Annotated in this window: 18 protein-coding genes; 11 read left to right on the forward strand and 7 right to left on the reverse strand. The window is 47.9% G+C overall.

Features of this window, described 5'->3' with window-relative positions:
* Positions 1 to 29: 29 nt before the first annotated feature.
* The 3 genes from C943_RS08920 (at position 30) to C943_RS08930 (ending at position 4,574) form a co-directional block, all read left to right on the forward strand.
* Positions 30 to 746 (forward strand): hypothetical protein, encoded by a 717-nt coding sequence (locus C943_RS08920; RefSeq protein WP_040479777.1) that lies wholly within the window; start codon positions 30 to 32, stop codon positions 744 to 746.
* 81 nt (positions 747 to 827) lie between these two features.
* Complete coding sequence (locus C943_RS08925) at positions 828 to 1,265, forward strand: DoxX family protein (RefSeq protein ID WP_008626769.1); 438 nt, start codon at positions 828 to 830, stop codon at positions 1,263 to 1,265.
* 108 nt (positions 1,266 to 1,373) lie between these two features.
* A complete protein-coding gene (locus tag C943_RS08930) occupies positions 1,374 to 4,574 on the forward strand; it encodes a UvrD-helicase domain-containing protein (protein ID WP_008626770.1) in 3,201 nt (1,066 codons plus the stop codon).
* Between the two features lie 3 nt (positions 4,575 to 4,577).
* Here C943_RS08930 and glgX read toward each other — a convergent pair whose 3' ends face one another.
* A complete protein-coding gene (glgX, locus tag C943_RS08935) occupies positions 4,578 to 6,683 on the reverse strand; it encodes a glycogen debranching protein GlgX (RefSeq protein WP_008626771.1) in 2,106 nt (701 codons plus the stop codon).
* Positions 6,684 to 6,966: 283 nt separating this feature from the next.
* On the opposite strand from glgX, the gene C943_RS08940 reads away from it, so the two are divergent.
* From C943_RS08940 to C943_RS08960, 5 genes are all read left to right on the forward strand, one after another.
* Positions 6,967 to 9,522, forward strand: coding sequence for a TonB-dependent receptor (locus C943_RS08940; RefSeq protein ID WP_040479875.1), 2,556 nt, complete (start codon positions 6,967 to 6,969; stop codon positions 9,520 to 9,522).
* Positions 9,523 to 9,760: 238 nt separating this feature from the next.
* Complete coding sequence (locus C943_RS08945) at positions 9,761 to 10,636, forward strand: sulfite exporter TauE/SafE family protein (protein WP_008626773.1); 876 nt, start codon at positions 9,761 to 9,763, stop codon at positions 10,634 to 10,636.
* Positions 10,637 to 10,697: 61 nt separating this feature from the next.
* Positions 10,698 to 11,108 (forward strand): RrF2 family transcriptional regulator, encoded by a 411-nt coding sequence (locus tag C943_RS08950; RefSeq protein ID WP_008626774.1) that lies wholly within the window; start codon positions 10,698 to 10,700, stop codon positions 11,106 to 11,108.
* Between the two features lie 150 nt (positions 11,109 to 11,258).
* On the forward strand, positions 11,259 to 11,750 hold the full coding sequence (locus C943_RS08955; protein ID WP_008626775.1) for a hypothetical protein: 492 nt from the start codon (positions 11,259 to 11,261) through the stop codon (positions 11,748 to 11,750).
* Between the two features lie 124 nt (positions 11,751 to 11,874).
* A complete protein-coding gene (locus C943_RS08960) occupies positions 11,875 to 13,263 on the forward strand; it encodes an arginine decarboxylase (protein ID WP_008626779.1) in 1,389 nt (462 codons plus the stop codon).
* Between the two features lie 76 nt (positions 13,264 to 13,339).
* Here the strand turns inward: C943_RS08960 and C943_RS08965 are convergent, their stop codons facing one another.
* Positions 13,340 to 14,449 carry an alanine racemase gene (locus C943_RS08965; RefSeq protein WP_008626781.1) on the reverse strand — a complete coding sequence of 370 codons (1,110 nt, stop codon included), beginning with the start codon at positions 14,447 to 14,449 and terminating at the stop codon, positions 13,340 to 13,342.
* Positions 14,450 to 14,592: 143 nt separating this feature from the next.
* On the opposite strand from C943_RS08965, the gene C943_RS08970 reads away from it, so the two are divergent.
* Together C943_RS08970 and C943_RS21395 are read left to right on the forward strand one after the other, a co-directional pair.
* Positions 14,593 to 18,009 (forward strand): HEAT repeat domain-containing protein, encoded by a 3,417-nt coding sequence (locus C943_RS08970; protein ID WP_008626785.1) that lies wholly within the window; start codon positions 14,593 to 14,595, stop codon positions 18,007 to 18,009.
* Positions 18,009 to 18,866: a PIG-L deacetylase family protein gene (locus C943_RS21395; RefSeq protein ID WP_008626788.1), complete on the forward strand. Its 858-nt coding sequence runs from the start codon at positions 18,009 to 18,011 to the stop codon at positions 18,864 to 18,866. The genes C943_RS08970 and C943_RS21395 overlap by 1 nt, the downstream gene beginning before the upstream one ends.
* 18 nt (positions 18,867 to 18,884) lie before the next feature.
* On the opposite strand, the gene C943_RS08980 is transcribed toward C943_RS21395, so the two are convergent.
* From C943_RS08980 to C943_RS08995, 4 genes are all read right to left on the reverse strand, one after another.
* Positions 18,885 to 20,036 carry a serine hydrolase domain-containing protein gene (locus tag C943_RS08980; RefSeq protein ID WP_157198492.1) on the reverse strand — a complete coding sequence of 384 codons (1,152 nt, stop codon included), beginning with the start codon at positions 20,034 to 20,036 and terminating at the stop codon, positions 18,885 to 18,887.
* A gap of 4 nt (positions 20,037 to 20,040) precedes the next feature.
* Positions 20,041 to 20,661 (reverse strand): hypothetical protein, encoded by a 621-nt coding sequence (locus C943_RS08985; protein ID WP_008626804.1) that lies wholly within the window; start codon positions 20,659 to 20,661, stop codon positions 20,041 to 20,043.
* A 97-nt stretch (positions 20,662 to 20,758) separates the two neighbouring features.
* A complete protein-coding gene (locus C943_RS21400; RefSeq protein WP_051069555.1) occupies positions 20,759 to 21,571 on the reverse strand; it encodes a LytR/AlgR family response regulator transcription factor in 813 nt (270 codons plus the stop codon).
* Between the two features lie 117 nt (positions 21,572 to 21,688).
* Entirely contained in the window at positions 21,689 to 22,414 is a 726-nt protein-coding gene (locus C943_RS08995; protein WP_040479780.1) for a 3-keto-disaccharide hydrolase, read from the reverse strand.
* A gap of 169 nt (positions 22,415 to 22,583) precedes the next feature.
* Between C943_RS08995 and C943_RS09000 the strand changes: the two genes are divergently transcribed.
* A complete protein-coding gene (locus tag C943_RS09000; RefSeq protein ID WP_008626809.1) occupies positions 22,584 to 23,582 on the forward strand; it encodes a Gfo/Idh/MocA family protein in 999 nt (332 codons plus the stop codon).
* A gap of 58 nt (positions 23,583 to 23,640) precedes the next feature.
* Here the strand turns inward: C943_RS09000 and C943_RS09005 are convergent, their stop codons facing one another.
* Positions 23,641 to 24,510 carry a LamG domain-containing protein gene (locus tag C943_RS09005; RefSeq protein WP_245545527.1) on the reverse strand — a complete coding sequence of 290 codons (870 nt, stop codon included), beginning with the start codon at positions 24,508 to 24,510 and terminating at the stop codon, positions 23,641 to 23,643.
* Positions 24,511 to 24,606 lie beyond the last annotated feature (96 nt).

Consider the following 24,606-nt stretch of genomic DNA (forward strand, 5'->3'; position numbering starts at 1 on the left):
ATCTTTGACTGCATTCAGTCTTTCAGTCGATGAAATATTTTCCCGCATTTTGGGTTATTACGTTGTTCTTGTTTGCGTCCTGTTCCGATGATTCAGGGAATCCAAATACAGAAAACGATATTCCCTTTGTCACCGACCATTTTGCGGTAGATGCTGCCGGCAATACTTATCTTGCCGGTTTTGACCAAGTCAGCAGCAATAATCAAGACCCATTTATCCATAAGAAAAACTCCCGAGGCGAGACGCTTTGGAGGTTACGTTATGAAGAGACACCTGTGGATGGCAGGGCCGTTTTGGTTGCCTGGAACGAGGGCAGGTTGTACGCTGTTATGACGGTCGATGGGGGTAGCGTCACCACCAATTCGATCACGCGGCATCAGGTGGTGCCGGGGGCATTTGAAGGTGTATTCCAAAGTGGATATGGAGTCGGTGGCGGGCCGAGGGTGAGTTTGGTCATGGAAATAGATACCGAAACAGGCAAGATCAAAAAGGGCACCTTTATCACGGCCCGTCTTACCGATGGCAATACCAATGCCCTGCTGGTACCGCAGATCGGATTTTCAAACGGCAGGATCGTGCTGCGGGCAGTCGCGGCTGCTTGGCCTCCTGGTGCGGGAACTTCCTATGTACGGTTTCCAAATATCAGTGATGCGGATCGGATTGAGGATGCGTTTTGGTTGCGCTATGAAATGGAACTGGATTTTTCGCGGATCAGCAAGGCTGATCTGCTGCAATCCACGTTTTGATTTCGGGAAAAGACCAGGCGTCAATAGCCCCGATTTGACCATATTTTCCGATTAGTTTTTTGTTAAAAAGCCAAATTGGCAATGAAGAATTTTATTGATTGGTTGCTTTCAAGAAACACCAATTCCGAAAGGCTATCTGATTTCGGAAAGGTTTTGTTGCGCGTCGGCGTGGCTTTGCCGATGAGCATTCGACACGGATGGCCTACGCTTGCCAATTGGTGGAGGGGGGAAATCAGCTATCCCGATCCTTTGGGTTTGGGCCAGAACCTGACTATGGTGATGATGGGAAGTTTGGAGGCAGTAGCCACGCTGATGATTGTGGTCGGGATTTTGGCCAGGCCGGCGTCGCTGATGCTTGCGGTTGGCTTCTCCGTTGCGGTGTTGGTCGTGCACGGCGCAGATGATTTCGGGACCAAGGAGCTGCCCTACCTGTACATGGTGGCCTATTGGGCGATTTTCCTGATTGGGCCAGGGAGGTTTTCCGTGGATTTTTGGCTTTTTGGTAAAAAGGCGGATTGAAGTATCTCTTAACAAAATCCCGACATTCTCCGTCATCGATTTTTTATTCCAGACATTTTGAGGTTTTTTTATAGGGTGATGGTGCGTCATTTTTAAAAAGAACAACTCATGCAAACCAAGCCATTTGTCATCTACAAATCTTCCGCGGGATCGGGAAAAACCTACACCCTGACCAAGGAATACCTGAAACTGGCTTTGCGAAACCCGATTTCCTTCCGCAGCATTTTGGCGGTCACCTTTACCAACAAGGCAACGCATGAGATGAAGGAGCGTATCTTAAGCCAGCTCGCAAGGCTGCGCGTCGAGGTCATGCCTGAGGAAACAATGGATGCCGAGCTCATGGAGGCATTGGGCTGTGGGGAAGAGGGATTAAAGGAAAAAGCAGATCTGGCGCTTTCTGCGATCCTGCATGATTATGGACGTTTTTCCGTAAGCACAATCGATAGTTTTTTCCAAAAAATTGTCCGCGCATTTGCACGCGAAATGGATCTCAACGCCCAATTTGAATTGGAATTGGATCAAGACGCGGTGCTGTCAAAAACAGTGGACAGGGTCGTGGAAAAAGCTGTTTCCGATGCGGAATTGCACCAATGGATGGTCGAATATGCTATCGAACAGATCCAGGAAGGTAAATCTTGGGATATCAGGAAAAACATCCGTGATTTGGCCAAACAGATTTTTCAAGAGGACTTCAAGAAGTATGGCCATGAAATCAGGGCTTTTCTGGATGAGAGGGAATCCATTGAAGCTTTAAAAAAATACATTAAAACGGGCAGGGCAGAGATCATTGCCGAAGCTAAAAACCTGAAAGTACAAGCCAATCAAATCCGACAAAGGCATGGTTTGGAGTGGACGGATTTCAAAGGTGGTTCAAGGTCATTTGCCAATAAGTTTGACCGATTTGGTGAAATGCCCAATCCAATCGCTGATCTCAGAAATACAAAAGGTGAACTTCCACCATCAGTCAATGAATGGTATACAAAAACAAGCAAAAGTGCTCAGGCAATCATTTCGGCCTATGAGGAGGGATTGGGAAGTTTGATTGGCAAGGCCTTAGAACTGGAACAGCGCTGGAACACGATCATCGCTCTCGGGCGTAACATTTACGTTTTTGGACTATTTCGGTACATTTTGGATGAACTTGCTGCCGTCAAAGACGAGGAAAACATCCTGTTGATATCCGATGCCAACGAATTTCTGAAGGAGATTACCGCCGAGACTGACGCGCCATTTATCTATGAAAAAGTGGGAAACCAATTCCGACATTTCCTGATCGATGAATTCCAGGATACTTCGGGATTCCAGTGGGCCAGCTTCAAGCCGCTTTTACAAAATAGTCTGGCACAAGGGAACGCCAATCTGCTCGTAGGCGATGTCAAGCAGTCGATCTATCGCTGGAGGGGAGGGGATATGCGGCTGATGCTCGAGGAAGTCGAATCCGAAATAGGTCTGGACTATATTCAAGAGAAAAATCTGGATACCAATTTCAGAAGCCTTCCAAATATCATTGATTTCAACAACGCTCTATTCAAGCATTTGCCCCAAGCATTTGAATCCAAACTTGAAAGGGATTTTGGTACCAACGGACAGGGCATTATTTCCAAAGCATACAGCGAGGTGTTTCAAAATGTCTCAGACCGCAAATCCAAGCTGGATTTGGATGGTTTGGTAAGGTTTGAGGTATTAGAAAGCGACAAGGATGACGAGGAAGGGAAATTCTTGGGCCAGGTTTTGGCTAAGGTTCCCCAAATGGTCATCGAATTGCAGGAAAAAGGCTATGGACTGAGGGATATTGCCTTTTTGGTGAGGACCAAGGCCGAGGGCGAGCAGATTGCCGATTGCCTGATGGAATATGCCCATCTCCACCCGGACACACGATATCGTTTTGACGTGCTTTCCGATGAATCGATGTTTCTGACCAAAAGCGTGGCGGTAGTCGCCTTGGAAGCTGCTTTGCGCTACTTGTCGGATCCAAAGGACGAGTTGGCCTGGAAGACGATGTGGTATTACTATGCAGTCGGTCAGGGAAATGCAATCGGACATGCGCTTTTTTCCTCCGGAAATGGGCCCGATTGGGTTGAGAGGGGAATAGCTGGTTTTGAAAACGAGATATCAGGATGGATCAAATTGCCTCTTATGGAGCTGGTGGAGGAGTTGATTGAGCAGCTTGGTATCAAAGGGGAAGGTCTGGAGATGGCATATATCGCGGCATTCAAGGAAGCAGTATATGATTTCACCCAATTCAACCGTGCCGATTTGGCGGGATTCTTGGAATGGTGGGAGCAGGAAAAAGGGAAACGTACTGTAAAAATCCCGGAGAGCCATGAAGCAATGCGGATTTTGACGATTCACAAGTCGAAGGGATTACAGTTTAAGGTCGTTCTTATGCCATTTTTGAAATGGACGATTTTTGACACGACGAAAAACAATATCCTTTGGGCCCCATTTCAACCGGAGGGAACGGGAACTTCGGCGATAATTCCGGTTCGCCTGGAAAAGAGTCTGGGGGAATCGGAGTTTGCGGAACTTTATAGGAACGAGGCGGTAATGTCCTATCTGGACTCACTCAACATGCTTTACGTGGCGTTTACCCGGGCGGAAGAAGTGCTTTGGGGACTTTTGCCTTTTCAAAAAGAGCCAAAGGGAAACAGTATTCAGAATTTTGTTCAGCAATATGTTGAACGGGTCGGAAAGGGCGAAAATGGTTCATACGATGCCGAGTCTCGGGTTTATGAATTGGGTATATGGCCTAAAAAGTCCCAACAAACGGTTCCTTCCCCTCCAGTTGTTCCCCTGCGTTGGGAATACCAAGCTTGGGATGAGTTGTTACAGGTACGGGAATTTGCCGGTGACTTTTCAGAAAGTGGTTTGGAACGGCGAAGGAAACGTGAGTTTGGAAGTATGATCCATGAGTTGTTGGAGAAATCAGGATCGAAAGCGGAGGTGATGATCGGTTTGGAGGAACTTCATTTTGAGGGAAGGCTTGACCAGGTAGAACAGGAGACAGTAAAGTCTCAATTGGATAGACTTTTCGATAATCCCGTTTTTGCGTCTTGGTTTTCGGGTGAATATCCGACAATGGTCGAGCAGGGCATCATCCTTCCCGGTGGCCAGCAAAAGCGTCCTGACAGGATCTTGGTCGGCAAAGATTGCGTGAGAGTTGTTGATTTCAAAACGGGAGAGGCCCAGGAAAAGTATATGATCCAGCTGCTTGAGTACATGGCTCTCGTGGGAGAGATGACGGGACTCCCTGCCAAAGGGTTTATCTGTTATCTCGAGTCCGCCGAGATTGTCGAGGTGGCGGGATGAAACCTATTGACCGTTCAATCCCCCTTCTTTTAATCCCGTAATCAACACCACCATCGAATGCGGTGCCACATTGTAGCTGTATCCCACGTAGGGCTTTGCATCCGCCCACAGGCATATATCTTCCGGCGATTCAAGGTTGGTATCTATCCACCGCTTCCAGGCCACAGGTTTTGATTCAATGTTTTCCGGTAGCTGGAACAACAACTCGCGGTCGTATGCATTGATCAGGTAGTGGGTTGCAAACTTGCGGCTCAGCGCCAAAACCGTCAGCGCGATACTACGGGAATGCTCAGACCAATCAGGTTGGTTGAGTTTGGTGCCATGCCAAAAAATCAAGGATTGTCCCAAAAGCTCCCTGAGACTCATGTTGAACGTGGCTTTTGATGTTTCACGCAAGAGTCGTTTTTTGATCAGGATTTTCACAAAACGGAATATGTCAGCATTTTTTTCCACCAGTTCCCAATCAAACCATGTCAGTTCGTTGTCTTGGCAGTAGGCGTTGTTGTTTCCTTGTTGCGTGTGGCATACTTCGTCACCCATGAGCAACATGGGTGCACCGAGTGCAAGCATGTTGGAAGCCAAGAAGTTTTTGATCTGACGTTTCCGGAGTCCAAGGACTTTTGGGTTGTCAGTCGGTCCTTCGACGCCACAGTTCCAGCTTAGGTTATCATTATGCCCGTCGCGGTTGTTTTCGCCGTTGGCGAGGTTCCGCTTTTTGTTATAACTGACGAGGTCATTCAAAGTGAATCCGTCGTGGCATGTCACGAAATTGATGGACTTTTCGAGCTCTCGGTTCATCTTTTCATACATGTCCGGGCTACCGATGAGCCGCGTCGCGAAAAGTCCGACTTTTCCCTTATCCCCTCGGAGAAAACTCCTGATATCATCCCGGAATTTTCCGTTCCATTCTTTCCAACTATCACCGGTGAAATTACCGACTTGGTAGAGTCCGGCGGCATCCCAGGCCTCGGCGATCAATTTGGTGCCAGCCAAAACCGGATCGGATTCGATATCCCAAAGAATCGGTGGGTTTTCGATCGGGACGCCTTTTTCATTTCTGGACAATACCGAAGCCAAGTCAAACCTGAAGCCGTCCACATGCATGTCCCTTACCCAGAAATGCAAGCTGGACAAGATCATCCGTCTGACGATCGATTGGTTGGCGTTTAGGGTATTGCCCGTTCCGGAGTAGTTTTTGTATTTGGACTTGTCCTCGTCCAAGATGTAATAGATGCTGTTGTCAATCCCCCGAAAAGTGTAAGTCGGTCCGGTATCATCATTTTCCGAGGTGTGGTTGAATACCACATCCAAAATCACCTCAATGCCGGCTTGGTGCAAGGCTTTGACCATGTCCCTGAATTCATCCAAAACCGCCAATGGATCATTTGAGGTGCTGTACCCTTGGTGGGGTGCAAAAAACGATATCGGGGAGTATCCCCAATAATTGGTTAATCCTTCGGGCGCATCCTGGTCGTCAAATTGGAATACAGGCAAGAGCTCCACAGCAGTGATACCCAAATCTACGAGGTAAGGGATTTTTTCTATCAAACCCAAGAACGTCCCACGCTTCTCTGGTGGAAGCCCGGAGTTGGGGTTTTTGGTAAATCCGCCGACATGCATTTCGTATATAACGGTCTTGGAAAAAGGACGCCTTGGATGGACATCTCCATTCCAGTCGTAAGTCGAAAGATCCACCAAGACACTTTTCAAAAACGGTGCGTCACTGTTGCCAAATTTGTTGAGCGCTTTGCGGTTGTAATTTTTTGGGATGGCAACGGCTTTGGAGTAAGGATCCAAAAGAACCTTAGAAGCATCAAACCGATGTCCTTTCTCAGGCTGATAGGGACCTTGGATGCGGTATCCATAGAGTTGCCCGCTTTTCAATCCGTGGATGCCAATATGCCAGTAGTGGTAGGTTTTGTTGAAATTTGGATCCAATCGGAACACATGGCTGGGCTCCATATCTTCGACCGAATCGAAGAACAGCAATTCTACCCATTCTGCATTTTTGGAGAAAAGGCAAAAATTGAACGATTCGTGGTGGATGGAAGGCCCGATTGGGAAACTGAGTCCTTTGTGGACCAAAAAACCTGATTGTTGCCGATGCATGGTGTGATTAATCATGTAAATATTGGAGAAAAACCGAGCAAAACAAATGTTTATGAGTTTAAATCGGTTCGTCCATGATACTCATGTTCCAAGGCTGGTTAAAAATGTTATTTTAAATCCTATAAAAATTATAGGAAATGTAGGAAAATAAATTTTCACCAATTACTTTTGGGCCTATCAAAACTTTCCACTAATACTGAATCAATATCATACTAAAAAGATATAATATATATAAATTATAACTATGTCTCTCAAGGCCATCAACTATTCAAAATCTTCCAATATGAAAAGAACCATACTCTCATTTTTGCTCAGCCAATTCATCCTCGGCTATGCGATCGCGCAGCAGGCCATCGAGGGTTCAGTAAAGGATACCGCGGGAAATCCCATCATCGGGGCGGCAGTCGTCTTGGAGGGAACCAACGACTTCAGTATTTCCGACGATACAGGCAAGTTTTCGATCACCACCTCCAAATCCTTTCCACTTTCCTTAAAGGTGAGCTTTGTGGGCTTCAAGGCCCAGTCGCTGATTTTGAATGCGCCCGCCGCAAGTGCCCTTGATTTCTTGTTGGAAGAAGACCTGATTTTGGCCGAGGTGATGGTGACTTCCCGCCGTCGACAGGAAGAAATCCAAGCCGTGCCAATCCCGATCACCGTGGTAGGCGGGGCATTGCTCGAGGAAACCCAGGCCTTTAACGTCAACAGATTGAAGGAGCTTGTTCCTTCGGTTCAGCTTTACACCTCAAATCCCCGAAACACTACGCTTAACATCAGAGGTTTGGGATCCACTTTTGGATTGACCAACGATGGCATCGATCCGGGGGTAGGATTCTATGTGGACGGTGTGTATTATGCGAGACCTGCCGTGACTACCCTTGACTTTATCGATATCGATCAGATTGAGGTGCTGAGGGGGCCACAGGGTACTTTGTTCGGGAAAAACACGACAGCCGGAGCATTCAATATCAGCACCAGAAGGCCAAGGTTCCAAAATGATGCTACGGTAGAATCAAGCTTCGGCAATTACGGATTTATCCAGACCAAAGGCTCTGTCACCGGACCCTTGTCAAAAACCATGGCGGCAAGGCTTTCATTCTCGGGAACTACCAGGGACGGCTTGGTCTACAACGAGGCGACGCAGAAAAACACAAATACGCTGAACAACCTGGGTGTGCGCGGTCAGTTGCTTTTTGTCCCCTCGAGCAAATTGGAGATCCTGTTGGCAGCAGATGCTACCCGGCAGCGACCTGATGGATATGCACAAGTCGTCGCGGGAGTAGTTCAGACTAAGCGTGCGCCTTTTAGACAGTTTGACCAAATCATAGCCGAATTCGACTACCAGCTTCCGACGACTAATCCCTTTGATCGTGTGATTGACCATGATACGCCTTGGCGGTCCAACAACGACATTGGCGGTGTTTCGCTCAACATCGACGCTGAAGTCGGCGGCGGTACCCTGACTTCAACCTCCGCTTGGCGGTATTGGAATTGGGGTCCATCCAATGACCGGGATTTTACCGGCCTCCAGGCCTTGGCCCTTTCACAAGCACCCTCCCGACATGACCAATGGTCACAGGAAATCAGGTATGCCGGAGACTTCAATTCCAAGCTGAGCGGTGTGATTGGCGTGTTTGGATTGTGGCAAAACCTAAAGACCAGTCCTTACCATACCGAAGAATCAGGGATTCACCAGTGGCGATTCGTACAAAACAACCAAAATCCACTGTGGAGAACACCGGGCCTTTTGGACGGATACGGCATCAGGACCACCAGTGTGCTGGAGTCCTTTGGCGGTGCTGTTTTTGGTCAATTGGATTGGGAGGTGTTTGACAAGTTTCACGTATTGCCTGGGTTGAGGTGGAATTATGACGAAAAAAGCGTGGTATATGACCGCGAAACATACGGCGGGCTGCAGACAACAGACCCTGCCTTACTGGCTTTGAAAAACTCCGTGTACAATGACCAGGACTTTATCGTGGATGTGGATGAATCCAATTTCTCGGGTCAGATTACCCTTTCATACAGACCAAACGAGCGGATCAATGCCTTTGGTACCTATTCTTCCAGCTACAAGCCCGTGGGCGTCAACCTGGGTGGACTACCTAGGGAAAACGGAAGGACCATGATCGAACTTGCCCGGATTGCCCCAGAGGAAGTATATCATTACGAATTTGGGCTGAAGACAAGCCCCACCAAGAATACAACCCTCAACTTGGTGTACCACAACACCGATATCAAAAATTACCAAACCTTGGTCCAGACACCTGATCTCTCCGTCAACAGAGGCTATCTGGCCAATGCCGAGGAAGTGAATGTGAATGGTCTCGAGTTGGATGCCAATTGGAGGGCATTGAAAAACCTTTCCTTTTTCGGTGCCTTGGCGTACACTGATGCCAAATATGTCAAGTTCACCAATGCGCCTGTGCCTTTGGAGGAAGTGGGAGGTGAGACTTACAAAGACATCTCAGGTGGCCGCTTGCCCGGAGTTTCCAAATGGGCTGGATCCTTTGGGACCGAATGGTCATCAACCAAGGGCAGGTTCCTCGGATTGAGTGGTGAGTATTTCATCGGTTCTGAGTTGTTTTTCAGGTCTGAGTTTTCTTCGAGCCCATCACCTTCGGAGTTCATGAACATAGACGGTTACGCCCTGGTCAATGCAAGAACCGGCTTTAGAGCCAGCTCCGGGTTATCCTTCTTTGTCTGGTCCAGAAACCTCTTTGATGCCCAATACTTCGAGCAGCTGTTGCCGGGCGCAGGCAATTCGGGACAGTATGCTGCTGTACTCGGGGATCCGCGGACTTTCGGATTCACGGTTCGCTTCAATATTTTGACACAATAATTGATTCAATAGGTTTTTAATTTGGGAAAAGAACCCCGGATGGATTTCGGGGTTTTTATTTTGTTTTTGATCCTTTAATACGTTGTATAACAATAGTTTGACGATTTGAATACTTCGTATTTGGTGAAGGCTAAACTTCCTGGTAAATTAATTCCCTACAAAAATTATAGGAAATGTTGTTTTGAATTTTTTTTGGCTTTACATTTGGAGAATAATTCCTACCAAAAAAATCGGATATATGGAAAAAGTAATCATCAAACTGAAAGAGGAACCATTATGGTCAGCGTTCTTTGCTTTCTGCTTTGTACTTGTCATCCTCATCAGTTTCAAATCCTTCTCAGGGGCTATTGACGGGTTTGCCGGTATGGATTACGAGATGTTTTTCTGGTTTTTGTTGGTAGGATTTGTAGCTCAGACTATAGATGGTGCTTTGGGTATGGCGTATGGAGTGAGTTCTAATTCCATTTTATTGGGGATTGGAATCCCGCCGGCAGTGGCAAGTGCTTGGGTACATTTTGCACAGGTATTTACAAGCCTTGCTTCCGGGTTTTCACATTGGAGATTGGGCAACGTGCAGTGGTCTCTTGCAAAAAAGCTGTTGATTCCTGGTGTGGTTGGAGCGATTCTCGGCGCTTATTTCCTTTCAAATATCGACGGCAACGCAATCAAGCCGTTTATAGCCGCCTATTTGCTTTTGATGGGTTTGATCATTCTCTCAAAAGTAATCCGGAGAAAAAAGCGCGAATTCAATGCCCAAAGCAGGAGCTTGCCCTATTTGGCAGGAGTTGGAGGCTTTGCGGATGCCATTGGCGGCGGAGGTTGGGGTCCAATTGTCAACTCGACTTTGTTGGGCAAAGGCCACGTTCCCAGATTCGCGATCGGTACAGGCAATTTTGTAGAGATATTCGTTTCATTGGCTAGTGCCAGCACTTTCTTGTTTTTTGTGAAAGAATTGAGTTTGGCTCCGGTTTTAGGCCTTATCTTAGGCGGTGTGATGGCTGCACCTTTTGCTGCAAGGATTGTTAAAGTGATTAATCCAAGAGTGTTGTTGACTTTGGTCGGCTTGCTTGTGATCATCTTGAGCATCCGCACATTTTACCTAGCGGTTCAATAATGAATGGGATGGACTGATCGGCGGTGATTTTTTGTTATTTTGGCGGCACAAGATCTACCTCATGCTGTCAAAAAGAGCCAAGTACGCCATCAAGACCATTTTGTATTTGTACGAGCACCAACAAAATGTCCCGATTTCGGCAAAGACAATTGCCGAAAACGAGCGTATTCCCTATAAATTCTTGGAGAATATCCTACGCGAGCTGAAAACCCATCAGGTGGTGAAAAGCCTTCGCGGGGCTGAAGGGGGGTACTCTTTGGCAAAAGATCCAAAACAGATCACCGTAGCCCACCTCATGCGCATCATCGATGGGCCGATAGCATTGATACCTTGCGTGTCCGAGCGATTTTATGAGGCCTGCGGGGAATGCGTGGACGAAGATACCTGTCGAATCAGAAAGCTTTTTGCGGAACTACGTACCGAGATGCTGCCCGTGCTCGATAAGTCCATCGTGGAGTTGGCGGGCCTTTGAGCCGAATTTTCGCACATTTAGCGAACTCTTTTTCATGGAAGGAAAAAAAAATGGATAATAACCCTATAAAAATTATAGGGTAATTAGGATAATAAAAAATCCTTTTCTACATTTGAAACATCTATTCGATTCCACAAAAAGATTAGCGTCATGGCAGTTCAGCATCTCCAATCCGGCACCCAAATCCAAGAAACATACCCATTCAGGGAGATTTCCAAAAAAGACTTTTCCGGCAAGACTACTAAAGGTGTCAGGGATATACTCGCTGAAGAGTCTATGGTCGAGATTGCTGGACTCGCTGGATTTGGCTTCCCAAATTTCCCCGAGTCGAAGAAAGTATTCCAGGTAGCATATTTCAAAGTAAGTGAGTCCTACAAGTCGATACAGCCATTGCTCAATGGATTGTTGGCGATTGGTCAGCCTGGTAAAGGGTCAGTGGAGTTTTACAGTGAATTGGATACGTTTGCTGTCAAATTCTATCAATCTGAGGAGCAAGACACAGTAGCGTTTTTGGAAAGAGTTTTTTCAGTACTGAAAGAGGAGATGAGATTCAAGCAGATTCTGAAGCGCGTGATCGAAAATCAGGAGCGGTTTGGTAGGGAAAGCCAACTTCTGAAAAGAGAGCTGTTTGCAGGTAACTGATTGGACATATGATCTGAATGTTAAATTGAGGGAAAGTCCTGCGGGATTTTCCCTTTTTTCATTGGAATAACCATCATAATCCGCAATTTTTGCGACTCGTTTTCAAACCGTTCCCCCATTTCCCATGAACAAGTACATTGATCTCATCCAGCAGACCTTTGATTTCCCCACAAAAGAATTTCACGTTGAAAACAATGAGCTTCATTTCAACGGTGTGAACCTGATGGAGATTATCAAGGCTTATGGAACTCCGTTGAAGTTGACGTATTTGCCCAAGATTTCCGAGAATATCCAGAATGCAAAGACCTACTTCAACAACGCGATCGAGAAGCACGACTACAAGGGAAACTATACCTACTGCTATTGCACAAAGTCATCCCATTTCAGCTTTGTATTGGATGAGGCTTTGAAAAACGACATCCACATCGAGACTTCCTCCACCTTTGATATCCCATTGGTGCGTAGCCTGTATGAGAAAGGGAAAATCACAAAAGAGACCTACATCGTCTGCAACGGCTTCAAGCGCGAGCTTTACCGCCAATACATAACAGAGTTGTTGAACGACGGATTTGTGAACTGCATTCCAGTTTTGGACAACCTGACTGAAATCGACTATTACCTCGAGCATGTCAAAGTGCCATTCCAAGTTGGTATCCGTATCGCTGCCGACGAGGAACCCAAATTTGGTTTCTATACTTCCCGCTTGGGAGTCCGATACAACGACATCATCAAACTCTATGAAGAAAAGATTAAGGATAACCCAAAGGTATCCTTGAAAATGCTCCATTTTTTCATCAACTCAGGCATCAAGGACACTGCCTATTATTGGTCAGAGTTGACGCGGTTTATTCAAAAGTACGTGGACCTCAAGAAGATCGCGCCGAGCCTCGACACGATGGATATCGGTGGAGGTTGGCCGATCAAGTACAACGTGTTTTTTGACTATGACTACCAATATATGGCAGAGCAGATCGTCAAAAACATCAAGTGGATGTGTGCCAAAAACCATACGGACGAGCCGCACATTTTCACCGAATTTGGCAGCTACACGGTAGGCGAGAGCGGTGCGGTCTTGTATTCGATTTTGGATGAAAAGCTCCAAAACGACAAGGAACTTTGGTACATGATTGATGGGAGCTTCATCACCCAATTGCCGGATAGCTGGGGTTTGAACCAAAAGTATATCATGCTTGCGGTCAACAATTGGGATGAGGAATACCACAACATCAACCTCGGCGGTTTGACTTGCGACAGCATGGATTACTACAACTCCGAGGCGCACCAATTCAACATTTACCTTCCAAAAATCGAACAGGGGAGAAAACAATACATCGGCTTCTTCCACACTGGCGCTTATCAAGAATCACTTGGCGGCTACGGAGGGATTCAGCATTGTCTGATTCCAGCGCCGAAGCACGTTATCATTGACCGGGAAAAGGACGGCAGCATCAAGCATTGGCTTTTTGCTCCGGAGCAAAAAAGCGAAAGCATGCTCAAGATCCTGGGTTATTAGCATCCGGTTAAAGACGATTCAAAAAAAATGCGTGCCGCCAATCAGCACGCATTCTTTTTTATCGAGCGTATTTTAATCAGCCTTGACGTGCGCCTTCGGCATGGTCAATCACCTCCCCGCCAATACTCATGTAGCTTTCCATACAATCCGCTGTCATGCATGAATGGATCGGAAGAATGCCTAGCAAATCCCCGATTTTGACTCTTTTCAAAAGCTCCGATGAGGCCTTTATCAGGCCGTGTTCTTGGGAGATACTTTTCAGATACGATCTTTCCTTGGGAATTGTCCAGCCGTTTTCAGTCAAGAATACCACTTCGCCGAAGTTTTTTCCTCCGTCAGGCCCAGGGAGATAGTCTTTTGAAAGGTGCACTCCGCCGCCATGGACCAGGATTTCACCCCTTTCTTTCTGGATATCCACCACGGGAACCGCAAGAGCGACGGCGACTTCCTCTCTTGTACAACTGCCCAAAGCCACTTGCATCATATCAAAGAATACAAAATTGCCAGGACCCATTTCGTCAATGTCCCCAAAGTTTTCCATCACCGCACATCCCGGCGTATCTCCAGTTCTGGTGATTAGGTTTGGGTACTCGCTGCGGTATTTGGCTTTGAGCATGCCCAAAGCTGCCCGGGTTTGGTCATAGACCGCTTCCTTGTCTTTTTCATAATAGGTATGTCCAGCATGCAGATAGAAGCCCCTGAACTTGAGTTTGTCGGATTTTTTGGCGGTACGCAGGATGGCTTCCATTTTCCCAAAATCCGAAAACTGCACGCCTGTCCTGCCGTAGCCCGCATCGATTTCAATGAAAAATCCCACGGGGTTTTCGAGTGCGTCGACCAGTGTTTGGGTCGTGGTTTCGTTGATCAGTTGGACGGAAAGGGATTGGTTTTTGGCCAATCTGTTCAGCCGTTTCGCCTCGAGCGGATTAAACGGAAATGCAATGTGGATATTTTCCCAACCGTGCCCACAGAAGTATTCCGCCATTTTGATGGAGGAGACGGTAATTTCCTTGATTCCATAATCCTTGGCCCATTCACCAATGACGTGAGATTGCGCTGTCTTGAAATGCGGCACGAGTTTCATTCCATTTCTCTTGGCCTTTTCGGCCATTTTTTGGAGGTTTTTTCGGCAAATCTGCTCATCGATCAGGAGCGTGGGCGAAGTGATATGGTTCAGATAGGACATAGTTCATGTTGATTGGTTTGAAAGTAGGAAAATCATGGCAATCAGAAAATGAATTTCTTCGCCGATTATCAAAATTGTCAACTGCCATTTTCCTATTTTGGTAAATTGTTTTCGGAAATCCATCGTAAAACATCCAAAAACCTATGAGACCCAATTTACCCTTAGTCGTTTCCATTTTTGTTGTAGTCGGATCCATGTTTGGTTCTTGCAAGAAAAAGCAGGAAGAGCCAGTTGATCTAAGAATTACCCAATTTGATTCAGGAATTGTGAATCAAAGGGCCTCCGAATTAGAGGCGACCGTTGTACCGACGCTGAAGGAAGGCCTCAAAATGTCTGTTTGGGCAGTGGATTCGATGATTATCGATCCGGTTTCCATTTATGTAGACGAGGAAGGTGCATTGTACTATGTAAGCTCTGAGCGCCTTGGAATATCTGAATTTGACATCCGCGGCCATCAAAAGTGGGAAATCCCCTCGATCAGCTGGCAGACCTTTGAGGATCGGAGGGCTTTTCTACGGAAGGAATTTGCACCAGAGAGAAGCGCTGAAAACGAATGGCTCACGGATCTCAATAAAGACGGCTCTCACGATTGGAAGGATTTGATGATCGAGAAGGAGAGCGTGTTCAAGGTCAGGGACACTGACGGCGATGGACGGGCAGATTGGACACAGCGGGCGGTATATGATTTTCATGAGGAAATCACGGACTTGGCGCTTGCGGTCACCAAACACGAAGGCGATCTTTTCGTCGGTGTCGCTCCCGATTTTTGGAGACTTCAGGATGAGAACGGCGACGGTATTTTTGAGAAGAAAACATCGATTTCCAATGGCTATGGTGTACATGTGGGCTTTGGTTCACATGGCATGTCGGGTGCAAAAGTCGGCCCTGACGGAAAGATCTATTGGGGAATCGGCGATATTGGATTCAATGGCACCGATAAGGACGGCAATGTCCACAAGTATCCCAACCGCGGTGTCGTCGTCAGGGCCAATCCTGATGGCAGCGACTTTGAGGTTTTCGCGATGGGTGTGCGCAATACCCACGAGTTCACTTGGGATGAGTACAACAACCTCATCTCAGTCGACAACGATGGAGACCATCGCGGCGAAAGCGAGCGCTTGGTCTACCTTGTCAATGGTTCAGACACCGGGTGGCGTATCAATTGGCAGTTTGGCAAGTACCGTGATCCTGACAACAATACCTACAAAGTCTGGATGGACGAGAAAATGTACACGCCAAGACACGAGGGTCAGGCTGCCTACATTACGCCGTGTATCATCAATTATGTCAACGGACCCACGGGGATGATCTACAATCCGGGCACCGCGCTTGCTGAGCGCTGGAAAAACCACTTTTTCGTGGTAGAGTTCGTCGGGAACCCCGTTCGTTCGGGAATCCATGCATTCCAGCTGAAACCCAACGGGGCCACCTTCGAATTGGCAAAGACCGAAGCGATTCAAAGAGGAGGTGTGTTGCCAACTGGAATTGATTTTGGACCAGATGGATCAATGTATGTGGCGGACTGGATCAATGGCTGGGGAGCCAAGAATTACGGCCGAATCTGGAAGCTCGACGATGAGGAAGGACAAAATTGGGCCGCAAGAAAAGAAACTGAACGCCGCATCAAGTTGGATTACTCGAAAATGGACGAAGCCGAATTGGAAGACCATCTGTACTACGAAGACATGCGGATCCGTCGCAAGGCACAGTTTGAATTGGCAAAAAGGGGAGACAAAGGTGCCAAGGTTTTTGAAAAAGCCATGAACCAGACTTCCAACCAACTTGCCCGGGTCAATGCGATCGTAGGTATGAGCCAAATCGCTAGGATGAAGGACAAGAAATACGCGGAAAAGATCATCCCATTGTTGAAGGATTCGGATCCTGAAATCCGTGCCCAAGCTGCCAAGTGGCTCGGAGATATCAAATATGAACCTGCTGGCCAATTTATGCTGGCACTTTTGGTAGATGAGTATCCGAGGGCAAGGTTCTTTGGTGCGGAGGCAATCGGTAGAATCGGTTATCAACCCGGTTTTCCATCCTTGGTTGCGCTCTTGGAAAACAACGACGACCAAGATGCCTATATCCGTCATGCAGCTTCCTTGGCTTTGGCAAGGTTGAATCAGCCTGATGAATTGGTGAAATTGGCCACTGAACCCAGCAATGCGGTCAGGTTGGGTGCTGTATTGGCATTGAGACGGCTGGAACATCCGGGGATTGAGCAATTCCTCAAAGATCCAAATGAATACATCGTGACTGAAGCTGCCCGAGCCATCAACGATGATTATTCCATCGAAGCCGCACTCCCTGCATTGGGCGACCTGTTGGTGACGACTTCCTTTTCCAATGAAGCCCTTATCCGTCGCGCGATCAGCGCCAACCTGCGTGTCGGGACGGAGAAATCCATGCAAAACCTGGTGGCTTACATCCAAAAGCCGGATGTACCCTTGCCACTGCGTCAGGAGGCGATCGATGCTTTGGGCACTTGGACCAAGCCCTCCGTTTTGGATAGGGTGGACGGCCACTACCGGGGCGAGGTGACACGGGATGGCGCTTTGGTCAGAACTGCTTCATCGCCGGCATTACTGCAAATGTTGGCCAACAAAGAACCTCAGTTGCGGATTTCCGCTGCAAAGGCGATCGGGAGACTGGGTATCGTAGAAGGTGCTGAGCCGCTGTTGGCCATGGTGAAATCCGACCGTTTCCCCGAGGTGAAAATCGCAGCCATTCAATCCCTCGCGAAGATGAATGCAAGTACGACCGCAAAAGGCATTGAATCGGCTTTGGCTGATACGGACAAATCGGTGCGGGTGGCCGGACTTACGTTGTTGGATCAATTGGACTTGGATAAGGAACTCAAAGTCAAGCTGTTGATGGAAGTCATCGAAAAGCGGACTACAGAAGAGAAGCAAGCTGCCTTGGTCGCATTGGGTAAAGTACCCGTAGAAAACACCTCGGCTAGTTTCGAAAAGTTATTGGCACAAATGTCCGCCGGGAAATTGCCGACAGATATCTTGTTGGAATTGTCGGAGGCTGTGGATTCTACAAAAGATAGCGTTTTAATGGAGAAGTACGAGCACGCTTCCAACCAACTTTGGAAGGGTGACGCTCTGGCTTCCTATCAAAGCAGCCTCAATGGGGGTGATATCGCCAAAGGACGCAGCATCTTTTTCCAATCCCAAACTGGACAATGCATGCGCTGCCATGCGTATGATGACATGGGCGGAAATGTAGGTCCAGCCATGAATGGAATTGCGAAGCGGCTGAGCAAGCAGGAAATCCTGGAATCTCTTATCGACCCGAGCAAGCGGATTGCACCGGGATACGGGGTGGTCACCTTGGAACTTGACAACGGAAAAAAGGTAGTAGGTGTCCTTGCCGAGGAAAACAGTAAGTCTATTTTGGTCAAAAAAGGTGCAAGTCCTGACACCCTTGTCATGAAGGCAAATGTCAAAACCAGAAAAGACGCACCATCCAGCATGCCGGATATGAAGGCGGTACTGAGTCGCAGGGAAATCCGGGATTTGGTCAGCTACCTCGCCACCCTGAAGGAGGATTTCTGATGAAATCTGTCGGGCTGATATTCCTCATTGCCGTCTTGGTGATGATCCTGCTGACAGCGGGCGGAATGCTTCTGGGGCGCTGGATGCTTCACCCGGGCGATATTCCGGTGAAGGCCAGCTTGGTACCTGATGAGCCCAAACAACGGTTTTTGGCGTTTTTTGCCCACCCCGATGATGAGATTGCGATGGGTGGCACCCTCATCGGGCTTTCGGAAGCTGGGCATGAGATCGTGTTGGTATACCTGACTCGGGGTGAGGCGGGTCCTACCAACGGCCTCGTACCTCAATCCGAATTGGGGTCCACGAGAACAAATGAAATTCAACAGGTGGGCAAGATTTTGGGCCTACATGCACTCGAATTGTTTGATTTTCCCGACAGCGGGCTGAAGGATGTCTCGATGGACACCATCAAGCAGGTAGCACGGGAAATGATCACCAAACACCTGCCCGATATCCTGTTGAGTTTTGACAGCGAGGTGGGTTTGTATGGACATCCCGATCATCGGGCAGCCTCCAGGGCGTTGGAAGAAGTGTACCTGGAAGGAAATGGGCATCCCGGATTTTCTCCGAAACAGTATTTTCAACTGACGCTCTCTCCCAAGCAGATTGCCATCGCACTGGAAATCTCCCCGGGCTTCCAAAAAAACTATCAAAAGGAGGGGAGGGGATTGCCCCCTCCAGACTTTTCGGTCCGTACGACCCAGTACTTTCCGACCTTGGTCCATATGATGGAAGCCCATGCCACACAGCAGCAGGTATTCAGGGACTTGATGCCGTATCGCGAAGAATTGCCTCAGTTTGTCTACTCCAGGGTATTTGATCGGGAGTACTTTTGGGAATTCGGAAAGAAACCTTAAGGCGCGCTATCAATTCCCCTACTTGAGAAGGACTTGATAGATATGCTCCAAAATTTCCTCGGCTTTCTCATGAATAGGGCTCGCAGTCACGGTGCCCAGGTTGATGCCCATAAATACATACAGGTCTTTTTCTGGAAAATAGTAGAGCTGTGTTCCGGATCCTAAACCTCCGCCACTGTGACCCATTCCCTCCTGTCCAGCAAATCTCCCCAAGTCCAAGCCGAGACCGTATTCTTCGACGCCCTTTGCGGTTTTGACCCAAGACTTCATTTCCCGAAGGGAGTTTTCGGAAATCAATCTTCCTTCCATCAGCGCTCTCAAGAATAGAATGGCATCCTCGGGCGTACTGACAATGCCGTCGTCGCCGATCATGGAAGCCACATTGTTCCACTGGAATTGGGAGATGTTCTCGATTTTTCCATCACTGAACCGGTCCCAATAACTTTGGACAATGGCCTCTTTGGCTGGTGATGCAGGGGAAATCCGATAGAATGTATTTTGAAGACCCAATTTGTCGAAGATTTGGGTTTTCATGAAAGCTACATGGTCTAAGGTCAAGTGGTCCATCATCAGTGCCAATACGAGGTAGTTGGTATTCCGGTAAGAATACCTGCTTCCCGGCTCGAAATCGAGCTTTTTCGAATTTACATAGCCCAATAGCTCCATGGGCTCAAAGACTCTGTCGGGGTTTTGAAGCAATCGGGTGACATACAGCGGTACGTCGTTGTATTCGGGAAGTCCAGACGTGTGGTTGAGGAGCATGCGCACCGTGATTTGTTGCGAATCGGGCAGCAAATCCAAAACCTCCGCAGGAAGGTATTGGCCGATCTTTTGGTCCAATTCCACCTTTCCCATTTCCGACAGTTGCATCACGGTGACCGCTAGGTAGAGCTTGGCGATACTTTGGAGATAGTGGCCTTGGCAAGTCCCCATGGGAACCCTGTCCTCAATGCTGGCATATCCTGCGGCATAGTGCTCAAGTTTCCCTTTTTTGTACACGACCGCTACAGCTCCGGGGATCCCGGTTTTCACCAGCGTTTCCAGCGCATCCTGCAAGGCCGGATTGGCAGCTTCGTTGGGTTTGTCGGCACAGGCCCTGACAGACCAGTCCTGCGCATGTACCTGCATGCAAAAAATGCTCAATAGGATAGAAATAGCGTATGTTTTCATGGATCTAGTCAACAATGGTGTTGGAATAGTTGGGATGGATGCGGCCGCCAAATTGGACCAGGGATTGCGGCATGATGGGAATGCTTGCGTTGTATTTGGACACAAACAATACCTGATAGCCTACAAATGGAGAAACAAAGGTGTTGTCGCTGTAGGAATAATATCCGCCGCCGATACCGATCGGAATCGTCAACTTGCCTTTTCTGCCGTGGGATAGTTTTTCCCATTGACCATCCTTCATTGCCCAAGCATCGCCCGGCCGCTTGGCAATCAGATACCCTATACCGGCCTTCAGCTCGCCAAATACACCCGATCCAAAACCTGGCCTCCAAGCAACTTGGGTGCTCAGGTGGATACCATTGCCGCTCGCTTTGTTTTTGAACCAAACGACTTCAAATTGCTGTACCCAATTTTGGCTTCCGTTGTGGCTGACTTCGGTTCCGATGCCCAGGCCGAAGTTCTTGAAGTTGGAGCCCATATTCCGGAACGGCATGCTGATGGCGTGGAATTGCAGCGATACAACAATGGGGAAATTGCGCCAATCTTTTTGAAAATCCGCTTGTGCGGAAACTTCCGGGAGGAGGCTGCCCGCGAGGAGCAAGATTAAAATGAGGGTTTTTTTCATTGTATTTTTTCCCCAAAAGTAAAAGCTGAAAATAGCCCGATGCAGGACCGGAATGGTCGAAAAGCTTGAAATGATAGGATTTTCACCCTGAAATGCATCATGCAGGAATAAACCAAGCCCGAAATGCAGCTGCTTTGATCCTGCTGATGCTGAGTTCTGGAAGGGATTTGGTCTCCATGGCAAGTTGGATTTTCAATTTTCCATTGTCAATGCGGGAAAATCCTTTGATCGCCTGCCGATGGAGAATGGCCTGTCTGTTGATGCGGAAAAATGAATCGGGCGGAAGCGTTTGTTCCAAATTGTCGAGTGACTTGTCGAGGAGGTATTTTTTCCCTGCAAAGGAAACGAGGCTGACATAGTCGTCTTCAACGATGAGCATGGCGATTTCCGAGTCCTGCACCAACAGGCTTTGATTGCCAGTCTTGACCAAAATCCCTTTTTTTTCACTTTCGGGCTTCTTCTGCCCGGCGATTTCCAGGCTTTTGTAAAAGTAAATCCCAATGTACACACCGTTGATCACAAAAAACCAAATCCCGATGATAACCAGGTCCATGGAGTAGAAGTCGATCGGGGCAGGTTCGTTTTTGATAAGGATACTCAGGATCTCCGTCGAAATGGCAATAAATGCCAGACCCGCTAGCGTCGTGAGCATAACCTGTAACAGGATTCGTTTACCTATGCCGGCTTGGTAGGGGAGCCTGCGATCCAACCAAAAGATAATCTCGCGGACAATCAGCCAAGCGGCGTAGCCTTGGAGCGTATCTATGAGATAGCGGATTGCAAAGAAGCTGTTGAACTTGATATTGGAATAGGTGAGGTAAAAATTGATTGCGGAAATCACGGGAATGGCAAGCAGGAAGATCCATACTTCCGGTGAGTAGAATCGCCTATTTGCCGAGTTTTTCTCCATTGGTCTTAGAGGTCAATCGATTTTTGGGCAATTTAGGAGATAAAAATGATGAATTTTGATACCCAAAAACAGGTTCGACCAAGCTTTGATAGTGAATTCCCAATTCAGGTCCTCATTCTAAAGAACCTTTACCTTGATGTTCCTAAACGCAACACCCTTTGCCCAATCCTGCAGCACGATATGTCCGCTGATCCGTTTCCCAAATTCCGGAAATCCCTTGAAGTTGCTTTCAGCCACGCTTGCCTGCCATTCTGCGGAGGTAAGGTCTTTCTCCGCGGTGAGGACACCGTTGAGGTAAAACTCGATTTTACCGTCGACCTGCCGGATGCGGGATTGGTTCCATTGTCCAAAAGGGAGGGATTCTACCCTGTTTTTCTGCGCATCAAATCCATATAAGCAACCCGGACGCTTGACATCATTGGTGTAGTCCTGATGGGAATTTTCCAAAAGTTGGTACTCTGGACCTGAAGCCCAAGGCGTTGGGATATCTTCCCGCTCGAGCACGTTGATGAAGACGCCGCTGTTGCCGCCTTCGGTCATTTTCCAATCAAATTTCAGCTCAAAATCCTCGAACTGACGATCTGAGACCAAGTCGCCCGTCTCCAAGGACATGTTTTCAGGGTTGCTGTAGAGTTCGCCATCCTTTACCTGCCAGATAGAGGCTACTTTGCCTTTGTTGTAGACATGCCAGCCATTGGTGGTTTCTCCATCAAAAAGCAATTCCCAGCCTTCGTTTATCTCCGCTTTGCTGAGGGAATTGGGGCCTTCTGCCTTTTTTCCACATGCATGGAGCAAGAGGATGGTCGACAAAAGTAGGAGTCGATGGCCTGTTGTACATTTCATTTTTCGGTCTGGGTTAGGGATGATGGCAAGGATAATTAGGTTTGAGGGAAATTCAAATCCAATTTACACGGGTAGATGGGCATCGGGAAGGTGATGTACAGGAATTTTTCCTTCAGAAATTTAAATTGATTGCGAGAAAAATGTGGATTTCATTTTAGATTGGTATACCATGAAAAAAATCGAAGATTCGGAAGTCCGTTGGGGTATTTTGGGTGTTGGCAACGTCTGTGAGGTCAAGTCCGCACCTGCCATGCAGATCGTCCCCCATAGCAAATTGGTCGCTGTCATGCGCCGCAGCGAGGAGAAGGTACGGGATTATGCCCTTCGCCATGGCGTACAGAAATGGTATACCGATGCCCAGGCATTGGTGGAGGACCCGGAAGTCAATGCCATCTACATCGCTACACCCCCGCACATGCACCTTCCCCTGACCAAAATGGTCGCTGGGGCAGGTAAGCCAGTCTATGTCGAAAAACCGATGGCGAGGAACTATGCCGAATGTGTGGAAATGATCGCCGCTTGTGAAAAGGCACATGTGCCGCTTTATGTGGCGTACTACCGAAGGGCCTTGCCCCATTTTCTGAAGATCAAGGGACTTTTGGACAGGGGTTCGATTGGCGAGGTCCGCAGCGTCCATATCAACCTCAAGCAGGTCCTGAAACCCGATTTGATCGTCCATTTGGAAAACAATTGGCGGGTTGATCCCGAGATAGCAGGAGGGGGGTATTTCTTCGATTTGGCTTCCCACCAGTTGGACCTGCTGGATTTCTTTTTTGGACCAGTCATTTCAGCAAAGGGATTTTCTGCCAACCAAGCCAAAGCCTATGCCGCCGAAGATATTGTCACGGGCTCTTTTGTATTCCAAAATGGCGTGCTCGGTACAGGAAACTGGTGCTTTACCACTTCCCGTCATTCCGAGGTGGATGAAATCCTCATCTACGGAAACAAGGGCATGATCAGATTTGAAACCTTTGGGAAAGGAGCATTTGAGCTTTGGGACGAAGGGGATTCTCCCACCATTCACGAGTTGGAGCTGCCAAAACATATCCAGCAGCCATTGATCAGCAGCATTGTGTCCGATCTTTTGGGGACGGGAAATTGTCCATCGACGGGTCACAGTGCAGCCAGGACCAATTTGGTGATGGATAGGTTGGTGGGGAGAGACTAGCAATAAAAGGGAAGGCAGCATAGGTCTTTTCCCTCATCACCTGCTGCAGGATAGTGGATTAAAAACTAAGATCAGCGAATTTTTGCAATTCCTCTTCCTCTAGTGCTCGATCAAAAACCGCAAGCCCTCCGATAGACCCTTTGAAGAAATTGCCCATGCCCCTTCGTAGCAGAACAGCGCCGACGGTGAAATCCGATCCATTGTTGCCAAGCCCCTCGGGAAAAAAGTAAGGATTTTTACTTTGGACCAATCCATCCGGATACCCTTCAAACCCGGCGGTATGTTCTATCAGTTCGGGATCACGGGCAATAAACTTCCCGTTGAGATATGATCTGATATGGGTGCCATCATAGGTAAATGCAGCCAAGCACCACTCATCTGCAGGCACTTCTTGGGCACTTGCGGAATAGTCAATTGAATAGGGGAATGGGGGAGTTGGTTTACCTGTTTTGGAAATATGCCCACAGACCTGGTTTCTTCCGTTGTAGTGCGGCAACGATATAAACAAACCATATTGGCGTTTGCCACCGTCCTGATATTCGTTCCACATGCCGCCTACAAAGCCGGTTTGTTCGCCGCTCCATTTTACCCAAGCGACTACGGTCACCGTACTGCCTGGTCCATGAATATTCAATTTTCCGGTTTTGTCGTTTGGTAGGCTAAGGAAGTTTGTGCCATCAAGCTTGATCGAATATCCGGAAACTGGACCGTCCTCCACTCTTTCCACCTTTCCACCCTGTTCATAAAGCCGAAATTTCCCCTTTCCCCTGGCTTTTCGGGGTTTGCCGCTGGGCTCATCAAATTTCCACAGGGCAACCAGATTTCGCGTGGATTGAATTGTCTTTTCTAGAGCCTGATTCTGTCCTTGTGCAGAGATCGTGCATAGGGTGAAAAAGCAGATGATCGTTGTGGTCAAGATCCAGCTCATTTTTTCCATATTGTTTCGAAGTCTAGGAAAATCCCCTTTTTAAAGCCTAGGTACATTTTTAATCAAGCGGCCAGGAAAGTGAACTCGAATTCCCGA

Source organism: Mariniradius saccharolyticus AK6 (assembly GCF_000330725.2).
GTDB lineage: Bacteria > Bacteroidota > Bacteroidia > Cytophagales > Cyclobacteriaceae > Mariniradius > Mariniradius saccharolyticus.